This is a genomic window from Streptomyces sp. NPDC096079, assembly GCF_040303145.1.
Classification (GTDB): Bacteria; Actinomycetota; Actinomycetes; order Streptomycetales; family Streptomycetaceae; genus Streptomyces.
Map to the genome: position 1 here is coordinate 162554 of NZ_JBEOST010000015.1, position 15754 is coordinate 178307.

Sequence of the window (15754 nt, forward strand, 5' to 3'; positions counted from 1 at the left end):
GACCCCGGGGGACACCCCCTAGGCGGCGAGGTCCTTCTGGCCGGTGCTCGGGGCGGATCCGCCCAGCCGGGGCTCCGCGATCCCGACGGCCTCGGGGCAGCGGGACGCGTCGGCCCGGCGGGAGCGGACGAGCCGGGCGCCGCGACCGGAGCGGGCGACGGCGGAGACGACGGGCGTGAGCAGGGCGAGCGCGACCGGGGCGAGGAGCAGGGCCACGGCCGTGCCGAGGGCGAAGCCGCCGATCACGTCGGTCGGGTAGTGGACGCCCATGTAGACGCGCGCGAAGCCCTCGGCGAGGGCGAGACCGATGGCGGCGAGGCCGAAGCGGCGGTGGGCGACGAAGACGCCGACGCCGAGCGCCATCGCGAGGGTCGCGTGGTCGCTGACGAAGGAGAAGTCGGTCTTGCCGTCGACGAGGACCTCCAGGCCCTGGTGGTCCTTGAAGGGTCTGGGGCGCTCGACGAAGCCGCGGATGGGGATGTTGACGAGGAGGGCGATGCCGGCGGCCAGCGGGGCCCACACGAGCCCGGCGACGGCCGAGACGGAGTCGGCGAGGGTGCCGCGCCGGCGGACGCTCCACCAGCACCAGAGCACGAGGAGGACCGTCGCGAGCACGATGCCGTACTCGCCGACGAACTCCATGACGCGGTCGAACCACGGCGGAGCGGCCTTGGCCAGTCCGTTGATGTCGTAGAGCAGGCTGACATCGGGGTTCGAGCCGTCCGATGCGAGTCCAGCCATCTGCTGCGGCCCCTTGCTCTCGTGTCTGGTTTCCAACCCCCGTGGTCAGAGCGGTCGGATCAGGGAACGAATCGCCTGAGGCGTACGTTCCGCTCTCTCCGGTGGATCATGACGACGTTATCGAAGAGTGACGGTTCACCGCAGCTCAGGGCCCCTGCATGACGGAGAGTTCCAGCCATGCCCGATACGCCCCGAACGCCACCCGACGCCCCGTCAGGGGGCGTCCTCAGGCCTGCGGCAGACCGGTCGGCAGGGCCGCCGCGCCCTCCCGGGTGACGCGGGTCGCGCCGAAGTAGTCGGGGGTGTCGATGCGGTCGAAGCGGATGACCGCGCCGGTGCGCGGGGCGTCGATCATGTAGCCGCCGCCGACGTAGATGCCGACGTGCCGGATGGCCCGCGAGTTGGTCAGGTCGTCCGAGAAGAACACGAGGTCGCCGGGGAGCAGCTCGTCCCTGCCGGGGTGCGGACCGGCGTTGTACTGGTCGTTGGCCACGCGCGGCAGGGTCACGCCGACGCTCTCGTACGCGGCCTGGGTGAGCCCGGAGCAGTCGAACCGCCCGTTCTGCGCGGCCGTGCCCGTACCGCCCCAGAGGTACGGGGTGCCCAGCTTCTCCTGCGCGTAGCCGATGGCCGCCGCGGCCTGCTGCGAGGGCGCGACGCGGCCCACCGGGCGGGCGAAGCTCTTCTCCAGCGACCGGATGATGCGCACGTAGTTCTGGGTCTCGCTGATGGGCGGCACCCCGCCGTGCTTGATCACCCGGTACGCGCCCGCGTTGTACGCGGCCAGCATGTTGTTCGCCGGATCGCCCGGCACGTCCTTGACGTATCCGGCGATCTCGCAGTCGTACGAGGCGGCGGACGGGATCGCGTCCTTCGGGTCCCAGATGTCCCGGTCGCCGTCCCCGTCGCCGTCGATGCCGTGCCCCGCCCAGGTGCCGGGGATGAACTGGGCGATGCCCCGGGCGTCGGCCGAGGAGACGGCCCGCGGGTTCCAGCCGCTCTCCTGGTAGAGCTGCGCGGCCAGCAGGGCCGGATTGATGGCGGGGCACAGATTGCCCCACCGCTGCACGAGCCCCTGGTAGAGCGCGGGCACGGCCCCCTTGGCGAGCGCGACGGCCCCGCCCTTGCCGGACGTGCCGCCGGCGATCCCGGCGGCCGCGGAGTACGTGCCGACCACGAGCAGTGCGACGAAGCCGAGACAGACCCCCAGGGCCCCGCCGGCCCACAGCCACGCCTTGCCAGCCCTACGCACCGTCAACCACCCCTCGGCCCATGGCAGTACGCCCCGGCGGTCAGTCTAGGCGGGCATCGCCCGACACCGCCCCAAGAGTGCAACAACGACAATCATTGCCCGGAGTCACTCTCCGTGATACACAGAGTGACCATACGCTTCTTCGCATGGAAACCGGCCACACCACCGCAGGTCAAGACGGTCAGATCGGTCAAGTGTGCGGGGATCGGGTAAAGAGAGCCGCCAAGCCGTCACACGTGGGCGGTTTCATCAGCGAAGATAGGGCGATGACCCATGCCGTCCGGCAGGGGCGACCAAGTACCCAACAGGGGCGGTGAGTTACATGTACCTGGCGGCCGAAAAGGGCGACATCACCACCATCATCGGTGGAATCGCCCCGAACTGGGGACCTTTCGGGAGCCTGGGCAACGAAGCCAAGGTGATGATCGAGGTCGTGATGGCCGTGGCCATCCTGCTCTGCCTCGGCATCGCCATCTGGGGAGCGGCCAAGCAGCGCATCGGCGCGACCGCCCTCCGCGACACGTTCAGCGCGGAACAGGGCAAGGGCCTGATCGTCGCCGGCCTGACCGGCGTCTTCATCATCGGATCACTGGGGACGCTGTTCACCATCGTGTACGGGATGGCCGTCTGATCTCCCGTCGGACCCGACCCTCCTGAGAATGCGTTCCCTGATGCCCAGTCATGTTGAAGCACGGCCGTACCCGCGAACGAGTGAGGGGGCGTACCCGGCATGAGTCCCGGCGACGAGCACGACAGCTTCGGCGGCGTGGGCGGCTCGGGCCAGACCCGGACCCGCCTGCCCGAGGGCAACAGCGGCGACGTCTACGGCGGCGCCCGCCGCCCCGTCCGCAGCTCCCGATCCCTCATCACGGTCGTGGGCGTGGTGGTCCTCCTCGTCGCCGCCATCGCCTTCGCCAACCGCGGCGAGGGCGACCCCGCCGACACCTCCGGCCCCCGCTCCGGCACCCCGGGCAGGACGTCCCCCACCACGGCGACCGGCGTCCGCCCGGTCACCGGCAAGAACGGCCAGATCCCCACGGGCTACACCCACGACGACCAGGGCGCGCAGAGCGCGGCCACGAATTACGCGGTGGCGTTGGGGTCGGTCGAGATGTACAACGCCGACCAGCGCCGCGAGATCGTGCGCACCGTCCACGCCCCGGCGGTCGTGGAGAACCTTCTCGAAAGGTTCGACGCCTCTTACACAGCCGACTTCATGGCCAGCGCCGGACTCAACAAGGACGGAACCGCACCCGCCGGCATGACCCTGGTCTCACGCACCATTCCGATCGGTGCCAAGGTCAAGGCCTACGCGGAGAACTCCGCGACGGTCGAGGTCTGGTGCACCAGTCTCGGTGGACTCGCCGGCGCGGGCTCGACCAGGCCCGTCACGTCGACCTGGTTCACCATCACGGAGAAGCTCGTCTGGGTGGGGGGCGACTGGCGCGTGGAGTCCTCGACCCAGGCCGAGGGTCCGACGCCGGTCAACGGCGACAACCGCGCCTCCATGGCCGACGAGATCGCCGACGCCGTCCAAGGATACGGAGGGTTCACCTATGCCCGCTAACCGCAGCCGGGCAGGACGCGCGACGAGCACCATCGTGGCCGCCTTCCTTCTCCTGTTCCTGTCCCTCATGCTCGCGTCCACCGCCCAGGCGGCTCCCACACCGACGCCCTCGGCGCCCGGGTCCTCGGCGACCACGAGCCCCAGCGACAACGACTGCAGCTTCCTGGTGGGAGAGCCCAGGACTCTGTGCGAGAGGAGCAAGTCCGGCGGCTCGGTGCCCCTCCCCGAGACGAACAACGAGCAGGACCCACTGGCCTCCCTCGCCCGCGGCTTCGCCGACGCCGCCATCAAAGTCGTCGACGAGCTCTCCAAGGCCGTCAAGGCGACCGCCGACGTCGACTTCACCAACATGCAGTTCCTCGGCCGCTACGCCATCGTCTTCGCCGCCGCCACCTTCCTCACCCTCCTCCTCTGGCTCCTCGCCGTCGCCAAGCGCGCCATCCGCGGCGTCCCCCTCACCACGGCCCTCTCCGAAGCCATCGGCTTCCTCTGGCTGACGGTCCTGGCCTCCGCGTTCACGCCTCTGATCCTCTACACCGTCGTCAACGCCACCGACGCCATCACCGAGGTCATCGCCTCCGGCACCGGCCAGCAGACCGACATCTTCTTCGGCAGCTTCAAGGAGGCCCTCCAGAAGGGCGACAGCATCGGCGGCGGCCCCATCATGCTGATCATCGTGTCCCTGGTGACCGTGATCGCCGCCGGCGTGCTCTACCTGGAGCTGTTCCTCCGCGCCGTCCTCCTGTACGTCGGCGCCCTGCTCGGCGTCGTCGTCTACTCCGGCCTCGTCGACAAGAACATGTGGGGCCACGTCCGCCGCTGGGCGGGCATCATGATCGCGATCATCCTGGTCAAGCCGGTCATCGTGATCGTCCTCGGTCTCGCCGGCGCGCTCTCCTCCGGCACCGGCCCCGACTCCGTCTCCGCCGTCGTCTCGGGCCTCTCGATCATCCTGCTCGCCATCTTCGCCTCCGCGATGATCTACCGCTTCGTCCCCGGCTTCGGCGACGAGATCGTCGCCTCCCGCAACAACCGCCTCCACCGCGCCGGAGAGAACGCGGCCGCGGCCGTCATGACCTCCCCCGCCTCCCTCGTCTCCCAGGGCATCAAGACCCACAGCACCCGCGACAGCGGCGGAGGCGGCACCTCGGGCTCCGCCCCCCGCCCCGCCAACCCGGTGTCCGGCGGCATGGCCGCCCACAGCAGCCGAGGCGGAGGCGGCGCGGGCGGCGCGGGCGGCGGCGCCACGCCCCCGCCCCGTAGCAGCAGTCCCACCGCGGGTACCCCGCACAGCAACCGCAAGAACTCTGGAGGTGCAGGGCGTTGACGACCCAGTCCCAGCCGGTCGCGCCCCGCCGCACGTATCTCGTGGGCCGCGCCCGGCCCAACGCGATCGTCGGCAAGAACCGCGAGACCGGCGAGATCGCCCTGATCATCGTCGGCGCCTTCCTCGGCATGATGAGCGGTCTCCTCATCCCCGCCCTCCCCCTGCGGATCGCACTCCTCGCGGGCCTCCCCATGCTCGCGATCGCCGCCGTCTACCTCCCGTACAAGCACCGCACCTTCTACAAGTGGTTCGAGATCAACCGCAGCTACAAGCGGATGCTGAAGCGCGGCACCGCCTACCGCTCCGTCGTCTACGAGGCCGGCACCCGTCTCGACGGCCGCGAGGTCGAGGTCGGCCCGCCGCCCGGCATCGGCCGCGTCGGCTGGCTCGCCGCCCCCTTCGGCCCCGACGAGATCGCCGTCCTCCTGCACGCCGACCGCCGCACCGTCACCGCCGCCATCGAGATCGAGGGCCCCGGCGTGGGCCTGCGCGACAGCGAGGACCAGGAGGCCCTCGTCGACCGCTTCGGCACCCTCCTCAAGCACGTCGCCAACGGCGACGGCTTCGTCACCCGCCTCCAGATGCTCGCCCGCACCCTCCCTGCCGACCCCGACGCGCACGCCAAGGACGTCGGCCAGCGCGGCGACCCGCACGCGCCCGCGTGGCTCCAGGAGTCCTACGACCAGCTCCAGTCCATGGTCTCCACCTCCAGCGAGCAGCACCGCGCCTATCTGGTCGCCTGCATGCACTACACCCGCGAGCTGGCCGCCGAGGCCAACGCCATGGCCCGCGCCGCCCGCCACGCCTCCGGCGCCCGCAAGCTCGACCGCGACGCCGGCCTCGCCGTCGTGATGGCCCGCGAGCTCACCGACATCTGCGCCCGCCTCGCCGAGGCCGACATCCGCGTCCGCCAGCCCCTCGGCCAGTCCCGCCTCTCCTCGCTCGTGCACTCCATGTACGACCCGGACCACCCCATCGACCACATCCAGGCGATGACGAAACGAAACGCTTGGCCCGCCGAACTCGACGCGATGGAGCCGACCTACCTCCAGGCCAAGACCCGCGAGTCCTCCACCCGCGCCCCCTGGTGCCACGCCACGGCCTGGGTGAAGGAGTGGCCGATGACCCCGGTCGGCGTCAACTTCCTCGCCCCGCTCCTCGTCCACACCCCCGACGTCATCCGTACGGTCGCGGTCACCATGGACCTGGAGCCCACCGAGGTCGCCATCGAGCGCATGCTCACGGAGAAGACCAACGACGAGGCGGACGCCAGCCGCGCCGCCAAGATGAACCGCACGGTCGACCCCCGCGACATCGCCGCCCACGGCCGGCTCGACCAGCGGGGTGAAGATCTCGCCAGCGGCGCGGCAGGAGTGAACCTCGTCGGGTACATCACGGTGTCGTCGCGTTCACCCGAGGCCCTCGCCCGGGACAAGCGCACGATCAGGGCCTCCGCCGGCAAGTCGTATCTGAAGCTGGAGTGGTGCGACCGCGAGCACCACCGGGCCTTTGTGAACACCTTGCCGTTCGCGACCGGCATCCGCCGCTAGGGCCGAAGGGGCACAGACCCATGCGAGATCCGCTGTCCGTCCTCACCGAAGCCTTCACCGCCTTCCTCTTCGGGAAGGTGGAGACGACCCGCCTGCCCGTCCGCACCTCCACCGGGCAGGCCCAGGCCGTCTACCTGCCGACCGCCGCGCCCGGCCTCGGCGACTCCGGCGTCATCATCGGCCGCGAGGTCTACAGCGGCAAGGGCTACATCTACGACCCCTTCCAGCTGTACGGTCAGCAGCTCCCGGCCCCCCACTGGCTGGTCCTGGGCGAGTCCGGCAACGGAAAGTCGGCCCTGGAGAAGACGTACGTGCTCCGCCAGCTCCGCTTCCGCGACCGGCAGGTCGTCGTCCTCGACGCCCAGGGCGAGGACGGCGTCGGCGAGTGGAACCTGATCGCCCAGGAGCTGGGGATAACCCCCATCCGCCTGGACCCGATGGTCGCCAACGACGCCGGGATCCGCCTCAACCCCCTCGACCCCTCGATCACCACCACGGGCCAGCTCGCGCTGCTCCGCACGATCATCGAGGTGGCGATGGGCCACGGCCTCGACGAGCGGTCCGGCTTCGCCCTCAAGGTCGCCCACGCCTACGTCACCGAGCACACCACCGACCGGCAGCCGATCCTCACCGACATCGTCGAGCGCCTGCGCCACCCGGAGGCCGAATCGGCGGAGTCGATGAACGTCGACATAGACGACGTACGGGCCTGGGGCCTGGACGTCGCCCTCGTCCTCGACCGGCTCGTCGACGGTGACCTGCGCGGCATGTTCGACGGCCCGACCACGGTCGGCATCGACCTGGACGCCCCGCTCATCGTCTTCGACCTGTCCCACATCGACCGCAACTCCATCGCGATGCCGATCCTCATGGCGATCGTCGGCGTCTGGCTGGAGCACACCTGGATCCGCCCCGACCGGAAGAAGCGCATCTTCCTGGTCGAGGAGGCCTGGCACATCATCAACAGCCCCTTCGTGGCCCAGCTGTTCCAGCGCCTGCTGAAGTTCGGCCGCCGCCTCGGCCTGAGCTTCGTCGCGGTCGTCCACCACCTCAGCGACGTGGTGGACGGAGCGGCGGCCAAGGAAGCGGCGGCGATCCTCAAGATGGCCTCGACCCGCACCATCTACGCCCAGAAGGCCGACGAGGCACGCAACACGGGCCGGGTCCTCGGCCTGCCCCGCTGGGCGGTCGAGATCATCCCGACCCTCACCCCCGGCATCGCGGTCTGGGACGTCAACGGCAACGTGCAGGTGGTCAAACACCTCATCACCGAGAAGGAACGCCCGCTCGTCTACACGGACCGCGCCATGACGGAGTCCTCCGTCACGGACCCGGAGCTCGAATGGGAGACCGAACAGCGCGCGATCCTCATCGAGCAGCAGATGAACGGCACTTCGCAGTCGACGGTGGCGTAGATGGAACAGGCACGGAAGAGCGCAGGAGGGGTCTCCGACGGGCTGCTGCTCAGCCTGTTCGCCCTCCTCCTCGGCCTCACGGTCCTGGTGTGGACGGCGACCGGCCTCGCGGGCCTCTTCGCCCACGGCGCCTGGCCGCGGGGAGTCGCCTTCACGGGCACCCCGTCGGCCCTGCGCTCCCTGGCGACGGCCCCGACGGACCTCCCGGCCGCCTGGCCGGCGACGCCGCCGGGCCAGCTGTCGGGGTACGGCCTCTTCTGGGGCCTCGTCATCGGCGAGGCGATGATCCTGATGGTCCTCGCGGTCTTCGCCCTCGGCACCCTGGCCCGCTGGCGCGCGGTCCGCGCGAACCGGAAGGCGGGGGTGTACGAGACGGCTCCCGCACCGGCCCGGGAGGAGCCCGCCGCGCCCCCGGCGCCCCGCCGACCGACGGAGAAGCTCCCCCAGGAGCCGGCACGGTCAGCGGAACCGGTGCCGGAACCGGCTCCGGCATCGGCACCGGCTCCGGCACCGGCGCCCGCACCACCACCGGCAGTCGCACCCGGCCTCGCACCCGCCCCCGTGGCGGCCCCCGTGGCGGCCCCCGTCGCCCCCACCCCCATAACCACCCCCCGCACCGTCTACGGCCCCCCGGAGACCCGCCGCACCACCGCCGTCCAGGCCGTCCTCGACGCGGAAGGCCCGGCCCTCGTCGTCACCTCCGACCCCGCCGTCTGGTCCTCGACCAAAGACGCGCGGGGCAAACTCGGCCCGGTCCTCGTCCACGACACCGGCCACCTCTGCGACACCCCCGCCCGGCTCCACTGGTCGCCGTCCGAGCACTGCGAGGACCCCGCGGTGGCGCAGGAACGCGCGACGGCCCTCCTCGCCCCCGTACGCCCCCACTCCCGCCTCGACGCGGCCACCGCCGACACCGCGGAGACGCTCCTGCGCTGCTGGCTGCACGCCGCCGCCGTCGACGGCCGCCCGTTCCGCCAGGTGCACCGCTGGGCGCAGGGCGCCGGCGCCCACGAGCCCGTACGGATCCTCCGCAGCCACCCGAAGGCCGCGTCGGGCCTGGCGGGCCTCCTGGAGTCGGCGCTCACCGCCCACCCGGAAAGCCGCCGCCTGGCCCAGGAACTGACGGCCCGTGCGCTGGCCGCCCTCTCCTCGATCCACATCAGGGAAGCGTGCGTACCGAATCGAACTGATTCGCTGGCCCTCGCATCTTTCCTCGCCGAAGGGGGCACCCTCTACGTGGTGGGCGAGGCGATCGAGGATCCCCGTACCCACCCCGGCGCGATGCCGCTCCTCACGGCACTCGCCGCAAGCGTGGTCGAGCACGGCCGCCGCATGGCCGCACGGTCATCCGACGGTCGGCTCGACCCACCACTGACCCTGGTCCTGGACGACGTGGCCGCGGTGGCCCCGCTCCCCCAGCTCCCGGACCTCCTGGCGACGGGCCCCGCCCAGGGCCTCCCGACGCTCGCCCTGATGCGCTCGGAGGAACAGGCCAGGGCCCGCTGGCCCGAGGCCTCCCTCAGCCGCTGACGGCCGGCCGCAGCACCTCGTACTCGTCCTCCATCGCGGTGTCGTGCCCCGGCACCGCGACCCGCTCCCCCGTGGCCACGAACCCGAACCGCCGGTAGAACGCCGCCGCACGCGCGTTGTCCTCGTGGACGTACAGCCGGACCCGCGCGATCGCCGGGTCGGGCAGCGTCCAGGACCACTCCACGCCCGCCCGGAACAGCGCGTCGATCACACCGGTGCCGCGCGCCTCGGGACGCACGTACACACCGACGATGTGCGTCTGGTCGACCTTCGCCGCCTCACCGAAGCGCACCTCGTCCGACGGCCGCTCCACGAGCAGCGAGATCGTGCCCGCCCAGCTGCCGTCCGGGGCCTCGGCGACCAACTGCCGCACCCTCCCGTCACCGGTCTCGGACGCCCCCTCCGCCCGCTCCTTCCAGAAGGCGTCGGGCCGCTCGACGGCGGACTCGTACGTGTCGAGGAAGGCGAGGTGGGCGATCGGGTCCCGGAGCGCCGCGAGCCGGATCTCGCGGGTCCGCTCCCACTCGTCGGCGCGGATCGTGCGTATCGAATAGTCCATGCCGAGATCCTGACGAGACCCGCACCCCCTGACAAGGCCTTTTCGTCGTACCCGGGTACTACACCCACCCCCGCGCGCCCACCCGCGGCCCGATGCCCGGCCCCCGCCCGCTCCCTAGCGTCGAAGGCATGATCCGAGCAGAGAACCTCACCAAGCGGTACGGGGACACCACCGTCGTCCAGGACCTCACCTTCACCGTCCGCCCCGGCGCCGTCACCGGCTTCCTCGGCCCCAACGGCGCCGGCAAGTCCACCACCCTCCGCATGATCCTCGGCCTCGACGCCCCCACCCGCGGCCACGCCACCGTCGACGGCCGCCCCTACGCCGCCCACCCGGCCCCGCTCACCCGCGTCGGCGCCCTCCTCGAAGCCCGCTCGTCACACCCCGGCCGCTCGGCCCACCACCACCTCATGGCGCTCGCCCACACCCACGGCATCCCCCGCGCGCGCGTGGAACACGTCCTCGCCCTCACCGGCCTCACCGCCGTCGCCCGCAAGCGGGTGAAGGGCTTCTCCCTCGGCATGGGCCAGCGCCTCGGCATCGCCGCCGCGCTCCTCGGCGACCCGGCCACCGTCGTCCTCGACGAACCGGTCAACGGCCTCGACCCGGAGGGCGTCCTCTGGATCCGCACCCTCCTGCGGAACCTGGCCGCCGAGGGCCGAACCGTCCTCGTCTCCTCCCACCTCATGAGCGAGATGGCCCTCACCGCCGACCACCTGATCGTCATCGGCAAGGGCCGGCTCCTCGCCGACACCACGGTCGACGAGCTCGTCCGCGCCTCGGGCGGCGCGAGCGTCAAGGTCGTCACCCCGGAAGCGGACCGTCTCAGGGCGCTCCTCCCGGGCGCCCGCGTCACCACGGAAGCCCCGGACACCCTCCTCGTCACCGGCCTGGAGGCCCCGGAGATCGGCCGCACGGCCGCCGCGCACGCCGTCCCCCTCCATGAACTCACCCCACAGGCCGCCTCGCTGGAGCAGGCGTTCATGGACCTCACCCGCGACTCCGTCGAATACCAGGGAGCCCCCGCATGACCGGCACCGCATCCCTCACCCCCGCGCGCGTACTCCGCTCGGAGTGGCACAAGCTCCGGACGGTCCGCTCCACCTGGATCACCGTCCTCGCCTCCGCCGCGCTCCTCCTCGGCGTCGGCATCCTCATGGGCGCCACGTACACCTCCGGCGGCGGGGACGCCGACGTCGACACCGTCGTCCTCACCCTGTACGGCTCCCAGCTCGGCGCCATCGCCCTCGCCGTCCTCGGCATCCTCGTCACCGCCGGCGAGTACGCGACGGGCCTCATCCGCTCCTCCCTGACGGCGGTGCCCCGCCGCCTCCCCGTCCTGTGGGCGAAGGCGGCCGTCTACACGGCCGCCGTCTTCACCCTCTCCCTCACCACCGCGCTGCTGACCTTCCTCACCGCCCAGGTCTTCCTCTCCGACACCGACCAGGCCGCCTCCCTGACCGACGACGGCGTCCTCGCCGCCGTCGCGGGCAACGCCGCCGGCGTCACCCTCCTCGGCCTGATCGCCCTCGGCCTCGGCGCCGCCCTCCGCTCGGTGCCGGGCGCGATCGGCGCCTTCGTCGGCGGGGTCCTCATCGTCCCGGAGATCCTCGGGATGCTCCCGTACGAGGCGATGGACACCGCCGTCCGGTACTTCCCCACACAGGCGGCCGGCGCCCTCGGCTCCGCGACCCCGCTCCCCGGCGCGGCCTCGCCCGGCGCGGCACTCCTGGCCCTGCTGCTGTGGGCGGCGGCCGCGCTCGCGGTCCCCGCCCTGTTGCTCAAGCACCGTGACGTATGAGGATGATGACGGAGTGACGACGGAGACGACGGGCACGAGCCGGTACGCCCAGCAGCTCACGGCCCGGGTCCGGGCCTTCGACGCCCGGCGCCCCTGGGTGTGGGACACGGCGGTCACCGCCACCTGGACGGTGGCGGCCCTCGTGGACGCGTCCGGCGGCTGGCGGAACACCGCCCACGCCCCGTCCCTCCCGGCCTGGCTCGTGGTCACCCTGAGCCTGGCGCTCTCCGTCCCCCTCTTCTGGCGGCGCCGCCACCCGCTGGCCGCCCTGACCGTCATGGCCTGCGCGGCCCTGGTCAGCAGCGTCTCCGGCGCCTTCCTCCAGGCCGCGTACCTCCAGATGCTCCCCGTCTACCACCTGGCACTCAGCCGCCCGCCCCGGACGCTCCTGTGGTCCCTGGCACTGATCGCCCCGCCCCTGATCACGGGCGCCCTGCGCTTCCGGGCGGACTCCTGGGACCAGCACGTCGTCCCCACCCTGTGGGCGTACGCGCTGGTCGCCCTCCTCGGCATCGCGGTCCGCTCCCGCAGGGACGAACGCACCCACGAGGTCCGCCTCGCGGCCACCGCCGAACGCACCCGGATCGCCCGGGAGATGCACGACATCATCGGCCACAACCTCGCCGTCATCACCGGCCTCGCGGACGGCGGCCGCTACGCGGCCGCCAAGAACCCGGAGCGCGCCGCCCAGGCCCTCGACGCCATCGGCACCACGAGCCGCCAGGCCCTCGCCGAACTCCGCCGGCTGCTGAGCGTGCTGCACGAGGACGACGAGACGGCGACCCGCACGCCCCAGCCCACCCTGACCGACCTGGAACCCCTCATCGAGGGCGTCCGGAGCGCGGGCCTCCCGGTCCACGCCGACCTGCCGGCCACGGCCCCCGCGCTGTCGGCGGGCGCCCAGCTGACGGTGCACCGCGTCCTCCAGGAGGCCCTGACGAACACCCTGAAGCACGCGGGCACCGGAGCGAAGGCCACCGTCCGCCTCTCGTACGGCCCCGGGACCCTGGACCTGCTCGTCACGGACACGGGCACGGGCACACCGCACCTCCCGCCGCCCCCCGGCACCGGACGCGGCATCACCGGAATGCGCGAGCGCGCGGCCCGCTACGACGGCACACTCGAGAGCGGCCCGCTGCCGGCCGGCGGCTGGCGGGTCCGTCTCAGCATCCCCCTGGAGGACTCACCCTCGTGACGACCGTTCTCATCGCGGACGACCAGCCGATGCAGCGCTTCGGCTTCCGCATGCTGCTGGAGAGCCAGGACGACATGACGGTCGTCGGAGAGGCGTCGAACGGCAGCGAGGCGATCCGCCTCGTCGACCGGCACCACCCCGACGTGGTCCTGATGGACATCCGGATGCCGGGCCTGGACGGCATCGAGGCCACCCGCCGCGTCATCGCCACGGGCGCCCGCACCCGGATCCTGATCGTCACGACCTTCGACCTCGACGAGTACGCGTACGACGGCCTGCGCGCCGGCGCGAGCGGCTTCCTCGTGAAGGACGCCGAGCCCGAGGAGCTCCTCGCGGGCATCCGCGCCGTGGCGGCCGGCGACGCGGTCGTGGCCCCGACCCTGACCCGCCGCCTCCTGGACGCCTACGTCCACCACCTGCCGCGCTCACCCTCCACGACCCCGGCCCCCACCCCGGCGGAGGACCCGCGCCTGGCCTCCCTCACCGACCGGGAACGCGAGATCCTCACCGTCATCGGCATGGGCTGGAGCAACACGGAGATCGCGGAACGCCTCCACCTGGCCGAGTCCACGGTCAAGACCCACGTGGGCCGCGTCCTCGCCAAGACGGGCACCCGGGACCGGGTCCAGGCGGTGATCCTCGCCTACGACACCCACCTGGTCACCCCGGCGCCGTGACCCCGCTCCCGGGACGCCGCCACCCGGGAATCACCCTCCCGTCTCGGCACCGGTCCACACCGCCGTCCTCCGATCCGTACCGTCGAGACGCGCGTCCGTCAGATCGGCACGAGTGAAGTTCGTCCGCGTCAGATTCGCCGCGGGCACCATCTGCGCCTTGTCCTGGCTGAAATCGGCGCCGACGAGCCACGCACCGGTCAGATCCGCGTCCGTGAGGTCGGCACCCGACAGCTCCGCTCCGGGCAGGCTGACGGCCGAACCCTCGCCCTCGGAACCGAGAGACGCCGCCCTGAGATTCGCACGCGTCAGATCCGCGTCCTCGAACCGCGCACCGTCCCACACGACGTACTCCATGTCGGTACCGATGAACTCCGATCCCCCGAACAGGCCCTCGCTCATGAGGGCCCCGCGCAGGGTCGCACCGCTGAACCACACGTCCGCGAACTCCCCCCTCAGCTGAGCGAACGTGAGGTCGGCGCCACGGAAGTCGGCGCCGCTGAAGTTCCCGTCGGTGAAGTCCGCCCCGACCAGATAGGCCCGGCGCAGATCCATGACCCTCTCCCCGTCCACCCCGAGCGGACGCGTCCCCAGCACGTTCAGGGCCGCCTGCACGTCCTCCGCCGGCCGTGTGTCCACGTTCTTGTGCGCGGCCTCGACCTTGGCCTTCGACGGCGCCTTGGCCTTGTCCCGCACGTAGGCACACAGGATCTCGACGATCGCGGGCTGCTCCCGGGGCGACTCCTTCATGATCCGCCGCAGCGCGTAGATGCTGCTGATCCGGACGTTCACGGAGTCGTCGCCCAGGTTGGCGACCGTGTCGTTGTAGCTCGACGCCACCTGGTCCCGCTCGGTCAACCGCAGCGTCTCCCTGGCCTGACTGATCGTCATCGCCGAGAACGCCAGCGCCAGAAGCGCGGGAACCACCGGCAGCGCCGTCGCGATCGCCATGTACCGCTGCCAGCGCCCGCCCTCCGCCTGCGGCGCCCCGGCCGAAGCGGACCCCGGCGGCGGAACCGGCACCGGAGCGAGGAGCGAGGCGTCCAGCAGCGCGAGCCACCGGGAGGAGTGCAGCCGGTCCTGGAGCTGAGCCAGCAGCCGTACGAGACCGGGCAGGGCGACCGGCACCCCCTCCCGCAGCACCCGGCCCGAGGCCTCGTGCAGCGTCGCCGCGACCCGCCCGACGTGCTCCTCCAGCTCCACCCGCCGCTCGGCGTCCGCGGGCGTCCCGCACCGCGCGAAGCCCCTCAGGGCGGCCCGCAGTTCCGCGACCGCCCCATCGAGGACGGACGCCTCGGGAGCGGGCGTACGAAGGGCCTCACGGCATGCTCCCAACGCCGCCAGAGACACCGACAGCGGCGGCTCCTGCCGCGCCCAGACCGCGAAGTCCCGCACGGCGGCCCGCCGGATCCACCAGGCACCGACGACCAGCGCCACGGCGGCCCCGAAGACGAACCCGGACTCCGCCCCCGACCACCAGGGAACGAACGTCTCCTCACAGCCCCTCAGGAGCGACCAGCCCGAGCACTCGTCCGCCCCGTCGATGAACCCCCGCTCACCGAGCAGGTCGCGAAAGCTCTCGTCGGGACTCATGAACCAGCTGCCCGGGCCGTTCTCGACGTCCTCATACGCCACCACCCAGGTCCCCAGCACGAATCCCCCGGCCAGCAGCAACGCCGGCACGACCCCGGACCACACTCGCCGGCCCCACCGCAGCACCCGCGCCGCACGATCGGCCTCCACCAGCCGCGCCAGCAGATCCCCCTGGGCCACCGCACTCGGCACCCCTTGGTGCCGGCGCAGGGCCACGACGGCCCGCACCAGGGGCCTCAGCGCCTCCGGTCTCTTCCGCACCACCCGGCGAGGCACCAGCAGAATCCGGCGGCCCGTACGCCGGTGCGGATCCCGGTAGCCGGCCCCTCGCACCACGCCCCGCCAGAGCAGCACGATCACGAGACCGGTGACGCTCACCCCCAGCACAGCCCGGACCCAGTCATTCCAGGACGCGAAGTCCACGTCTGCGTTCCCCCCGGCTCGCCCCATGCCCCAGAACGCAAAAATGCCTCAACCCCCGGACATAGTCCAGGGGTTGAGGCTAAAAATTGTTCGGCGGCGTCCTACTCTCCCACAGGGTCCCCCCTGC

Annotated in this window: 14 protein-coding genes; 10 read left to right on the forward strand and 4 right to left on the reverse strand. The window is 72.0% G+C overall.

Annotated features, from left to right (window positions below):
• Window positions 1-18: 18 nt before the first annotated feature.
• Together ABTY59_RS27115 and ABTY59_RS27120 are read right to left on the reverse strand one after the other, a co-directional pair.
• Window positions 19-741 carry a phosphatase PAP2 family protein gene (locus ABTY59_RS27115; protein ID WP_352021650.1) on the reverse strand — a complete coding sequence of 241 codons (723 nt, stop codon included), beginning with the start codon at window positions 739-741 and terminating at the stop codon, window positions 19-21.
• 226 nt (window positions 742-967) lie between these two features.
• Window positions 968-1993 (reverse strand): C40 family peptidase, encoded by a 1026-nt coding sequence (locus tag ABTY59_RS27120; RefSeq protein WP_352021651.1) that lies wholly within the window; start codon window positions 1991-1993, stop codon window positions 968-970.
• Window positions 1994-2315: 322 nt separating this feature from the next.
• On the opposite strand from ABTY59_RS27120, the gene ABTY59_RS27125 reads away from it, so the two are divergent.
• From ABTY59_RS27125 to ABTY59_RS27150, 6 genes are all read left to right on the forward strand, one after another.
• Window positions 2316-2624: a DUF8827 family protein gene (locus ABTY59_RS27125; RefSeq protein ID WP_024757447.1), complete on the forward strand. Its 309-nt coding sequence runs from the start codon at window positions 2316-2318 to the stop codon at window positions 2622-2624.
• Between the two features lie 99 nt (window positions 2625-2723).
• On the forward strand, window positions 2724-3560 hold the full coding sequence (locus ABTY59_RS27130; protein WP_352021652.1) for a DUF8175 domain-containg protein: 837 nt from the start codon (window positions 2724-2726) through the stop codon (window positions 3558-3560).
• On the forward strand, window positions 3550-4887 hold the full coding sequence (locus tag ABTY59_RS27135; protein WP_502995430.1) for a hypothetical protein: 1338 nt from the start codon (window positions 3550-3552) through the stop codon (window positions 4885-4887). Before ABTY59_RS27130 ends, ABTY59_RS27135 begins: the two co-directional genes overlap by 11 nt.
• On the forward strand, window positions 4884-6437 hold the full coding sequence (locus tag ABTY59_RS27140; RefSeq protein ID WP_352021653.1) for an SCO6880 family protein: 1554 nt from the start codon (window positions 4884-4886) through the stop codon (window positions 6435-6437). Before ABTY59_RS27135 ends, ABTY59_RS27140 begins: the two co-directional genes overlap by 4 nt.
• A 20-nt stretch (window positions 6438-6457) precedes the next feature.
• A complete protein-coding gene (locus ABTY59_RS27145) occupies window positions 6458-7852 on the forward strand; it encodes an ATP-binding protein (protein ID WP_190107253.1) in 1395 nt (464 codons plus the stop codon).
• Window positions 7853-9382, forward strand: coding sequence for a type IV secretory system conjugative DNA transfer family protein (locus ABTY59_RS27150; protein ID WP_352021654.1), 1530 nt, complete (start codon window positions 7853-7855; stop codon window positions 9380-9382).
• Here the strand turns inward: ABTY59_RS27150 and ABTY59_RS27155 are convergent.
• A complete protein-coding gene (locus tag ABTY59_RS27155; protein WP_352021655.1) occupies window positions 9372-9941 on the reverse strand; it encodes a GNAT family N-acetyltransferase in 570 nt (189 codons plus the stop codon). The genes ABTY59_RS27150 and ABTY59_RS27155 overlap by 11 nt on opposite strands.
• 128 nt (window positions 9942-10069) lie before the next feature.
• Between ABTY59_RS27155 and ABTY59_RS27160 the strand changes: the two genes are divergently transcribed.
• From ABTY59_RS27160 to ABTY59_RS27175, 4 genes are read left to right on the forward strand one after another with little or no spacing between them, the layout of a single operon-like run.
• On the forward strand, window positions 10070-10972 hold the full coding sequence (locus ABTY59_RS27160) for an ATP-binding cassette domain-containing protein (RefSeq protein WP_352021656.1): 903 nt from the start codon (window positions 10070-10072) through the stop codon (window positions 10970-10972).
• Window positions 10969-11742 (forward strand): ABC transporter permease, encoded by a 774-nt coding sequence (locus tag ABTY59_RS27165; protein WP_352021657.1) that lies wholly within the window; start codon window positions 10969-10971, stop codon window positions 11740-11742. The genes ABTY59_RS27160 and ABTY59_RS27165 overlap by 4 nt, the downstream gene beginning before the upstream one ends.
• Before the next feature lie 13 nt (window positions 11743-11755).
• Complete coding sequence (locus tag ABTY59_RS27170; RefSeq protein WP_352021658.1) at window positions 11756-12937, forward strand: sensor histidine kinase; 1182 nt, start codon at window positions 11756-11758, stop codon at window positions 12935-12937.
• Window positions 12934-13614 (forward strand): response regulator, encoded by a 681-nt coding sequence (locus tag ABTY59_RS27175; RefSeq protein ID WP_352021659.1) that lies wholly within the window; start codon window positions 12934-12936, stop codon window positions 13612-13614. The genes ABTY59_RS27170 and ABTY59_RS27175 overlap by 4 nt, the downstream gene beginning before the upstream one ends.
• Before the next feature lie 30 nt (window positions 13615-13644).
• Here ABTY59_RS27175 and ABTY59_RS27180 read toward each other — a convergent pair whose 3' ends face one another.
• Complete coding sequence (locus ABTY59_RS27180; RefSeq protein ID WP_352021660.1) at window positions 13645-15627, reverse strand: pentapeptide repeat-containing protein; 1983 nt, start codon at window positions 15625-15627, stop codon at window positions 13645-13647.
• Window positions 15628-15754: the final 127 nt, after the last annotated feature.

Bases quoted from the DNA above. Each gene is read 5' to 3' on its own strand.
- ABTY59_RS27115 (WP_352021650.1), bottom strand. From the start codon at position 741: ATGGCTGGACTCGCATCGGACGGCTCGAACCCCGATGTCAGCCTGCTC.
- ABTY59_RS27125 (WP_024757447.1), top strand. From the start codon at position 2,316: ATGTACCTGGCGGCCGAAAAGGGCGACATCACCACCATCATCGGTGGA.
- ABTY59_RS27130 (WP_352021652.1), top strand. From the start codon at position 2,724: ATGAGTCCCGGCGACGAGCACGACAGCTTCGGCGGCGTGGGCGGCTCG.
- ABTY59_RS27135 (WP_502995430.1), top strand. From the start codon at position 3,550: ATGCCCGCTAACCGCAGCCGGGCAGGACGCGCGACGAGCACCATCGTG.
- ABTY59_RS27145 (WP_190107253.1), top strand. From the start codon at position 6,458: ATGCGAGATCCGCTGTCCGTCCTCACCGAAGCCTTCACCGCCTTCCTC.
- ABTY59_RS27150 (WP_352021654.1), top strand. From the start codon at position 7,853: ATGGAACAGGCACGGAAGAGCGCAGGAGGGGTCTCCGACGGGCTGCTG.
- ABTY59_RS27155 (WP_352021655.1), bottom strand. From the start codon at position 9,941: ATGGACTATTCGATACGCACGATCCGCGCCGACGAGTGGGAGCGGACC.
- ABTY59_RS27160 (WP_352021656.1), top strand. From the start codon at position 10,070: ATGATCCGAGCAGAGAACCTCACCAAGCGGTACGGGGACACCACCGTC.
- ABTY59_RS27165 (WP_352021657.1), top strand. From the start codon at position 10,969: ATGACCGGCACCGCATCCCTCACCCCCGCGCGCGTACTCCGCTCGGAG.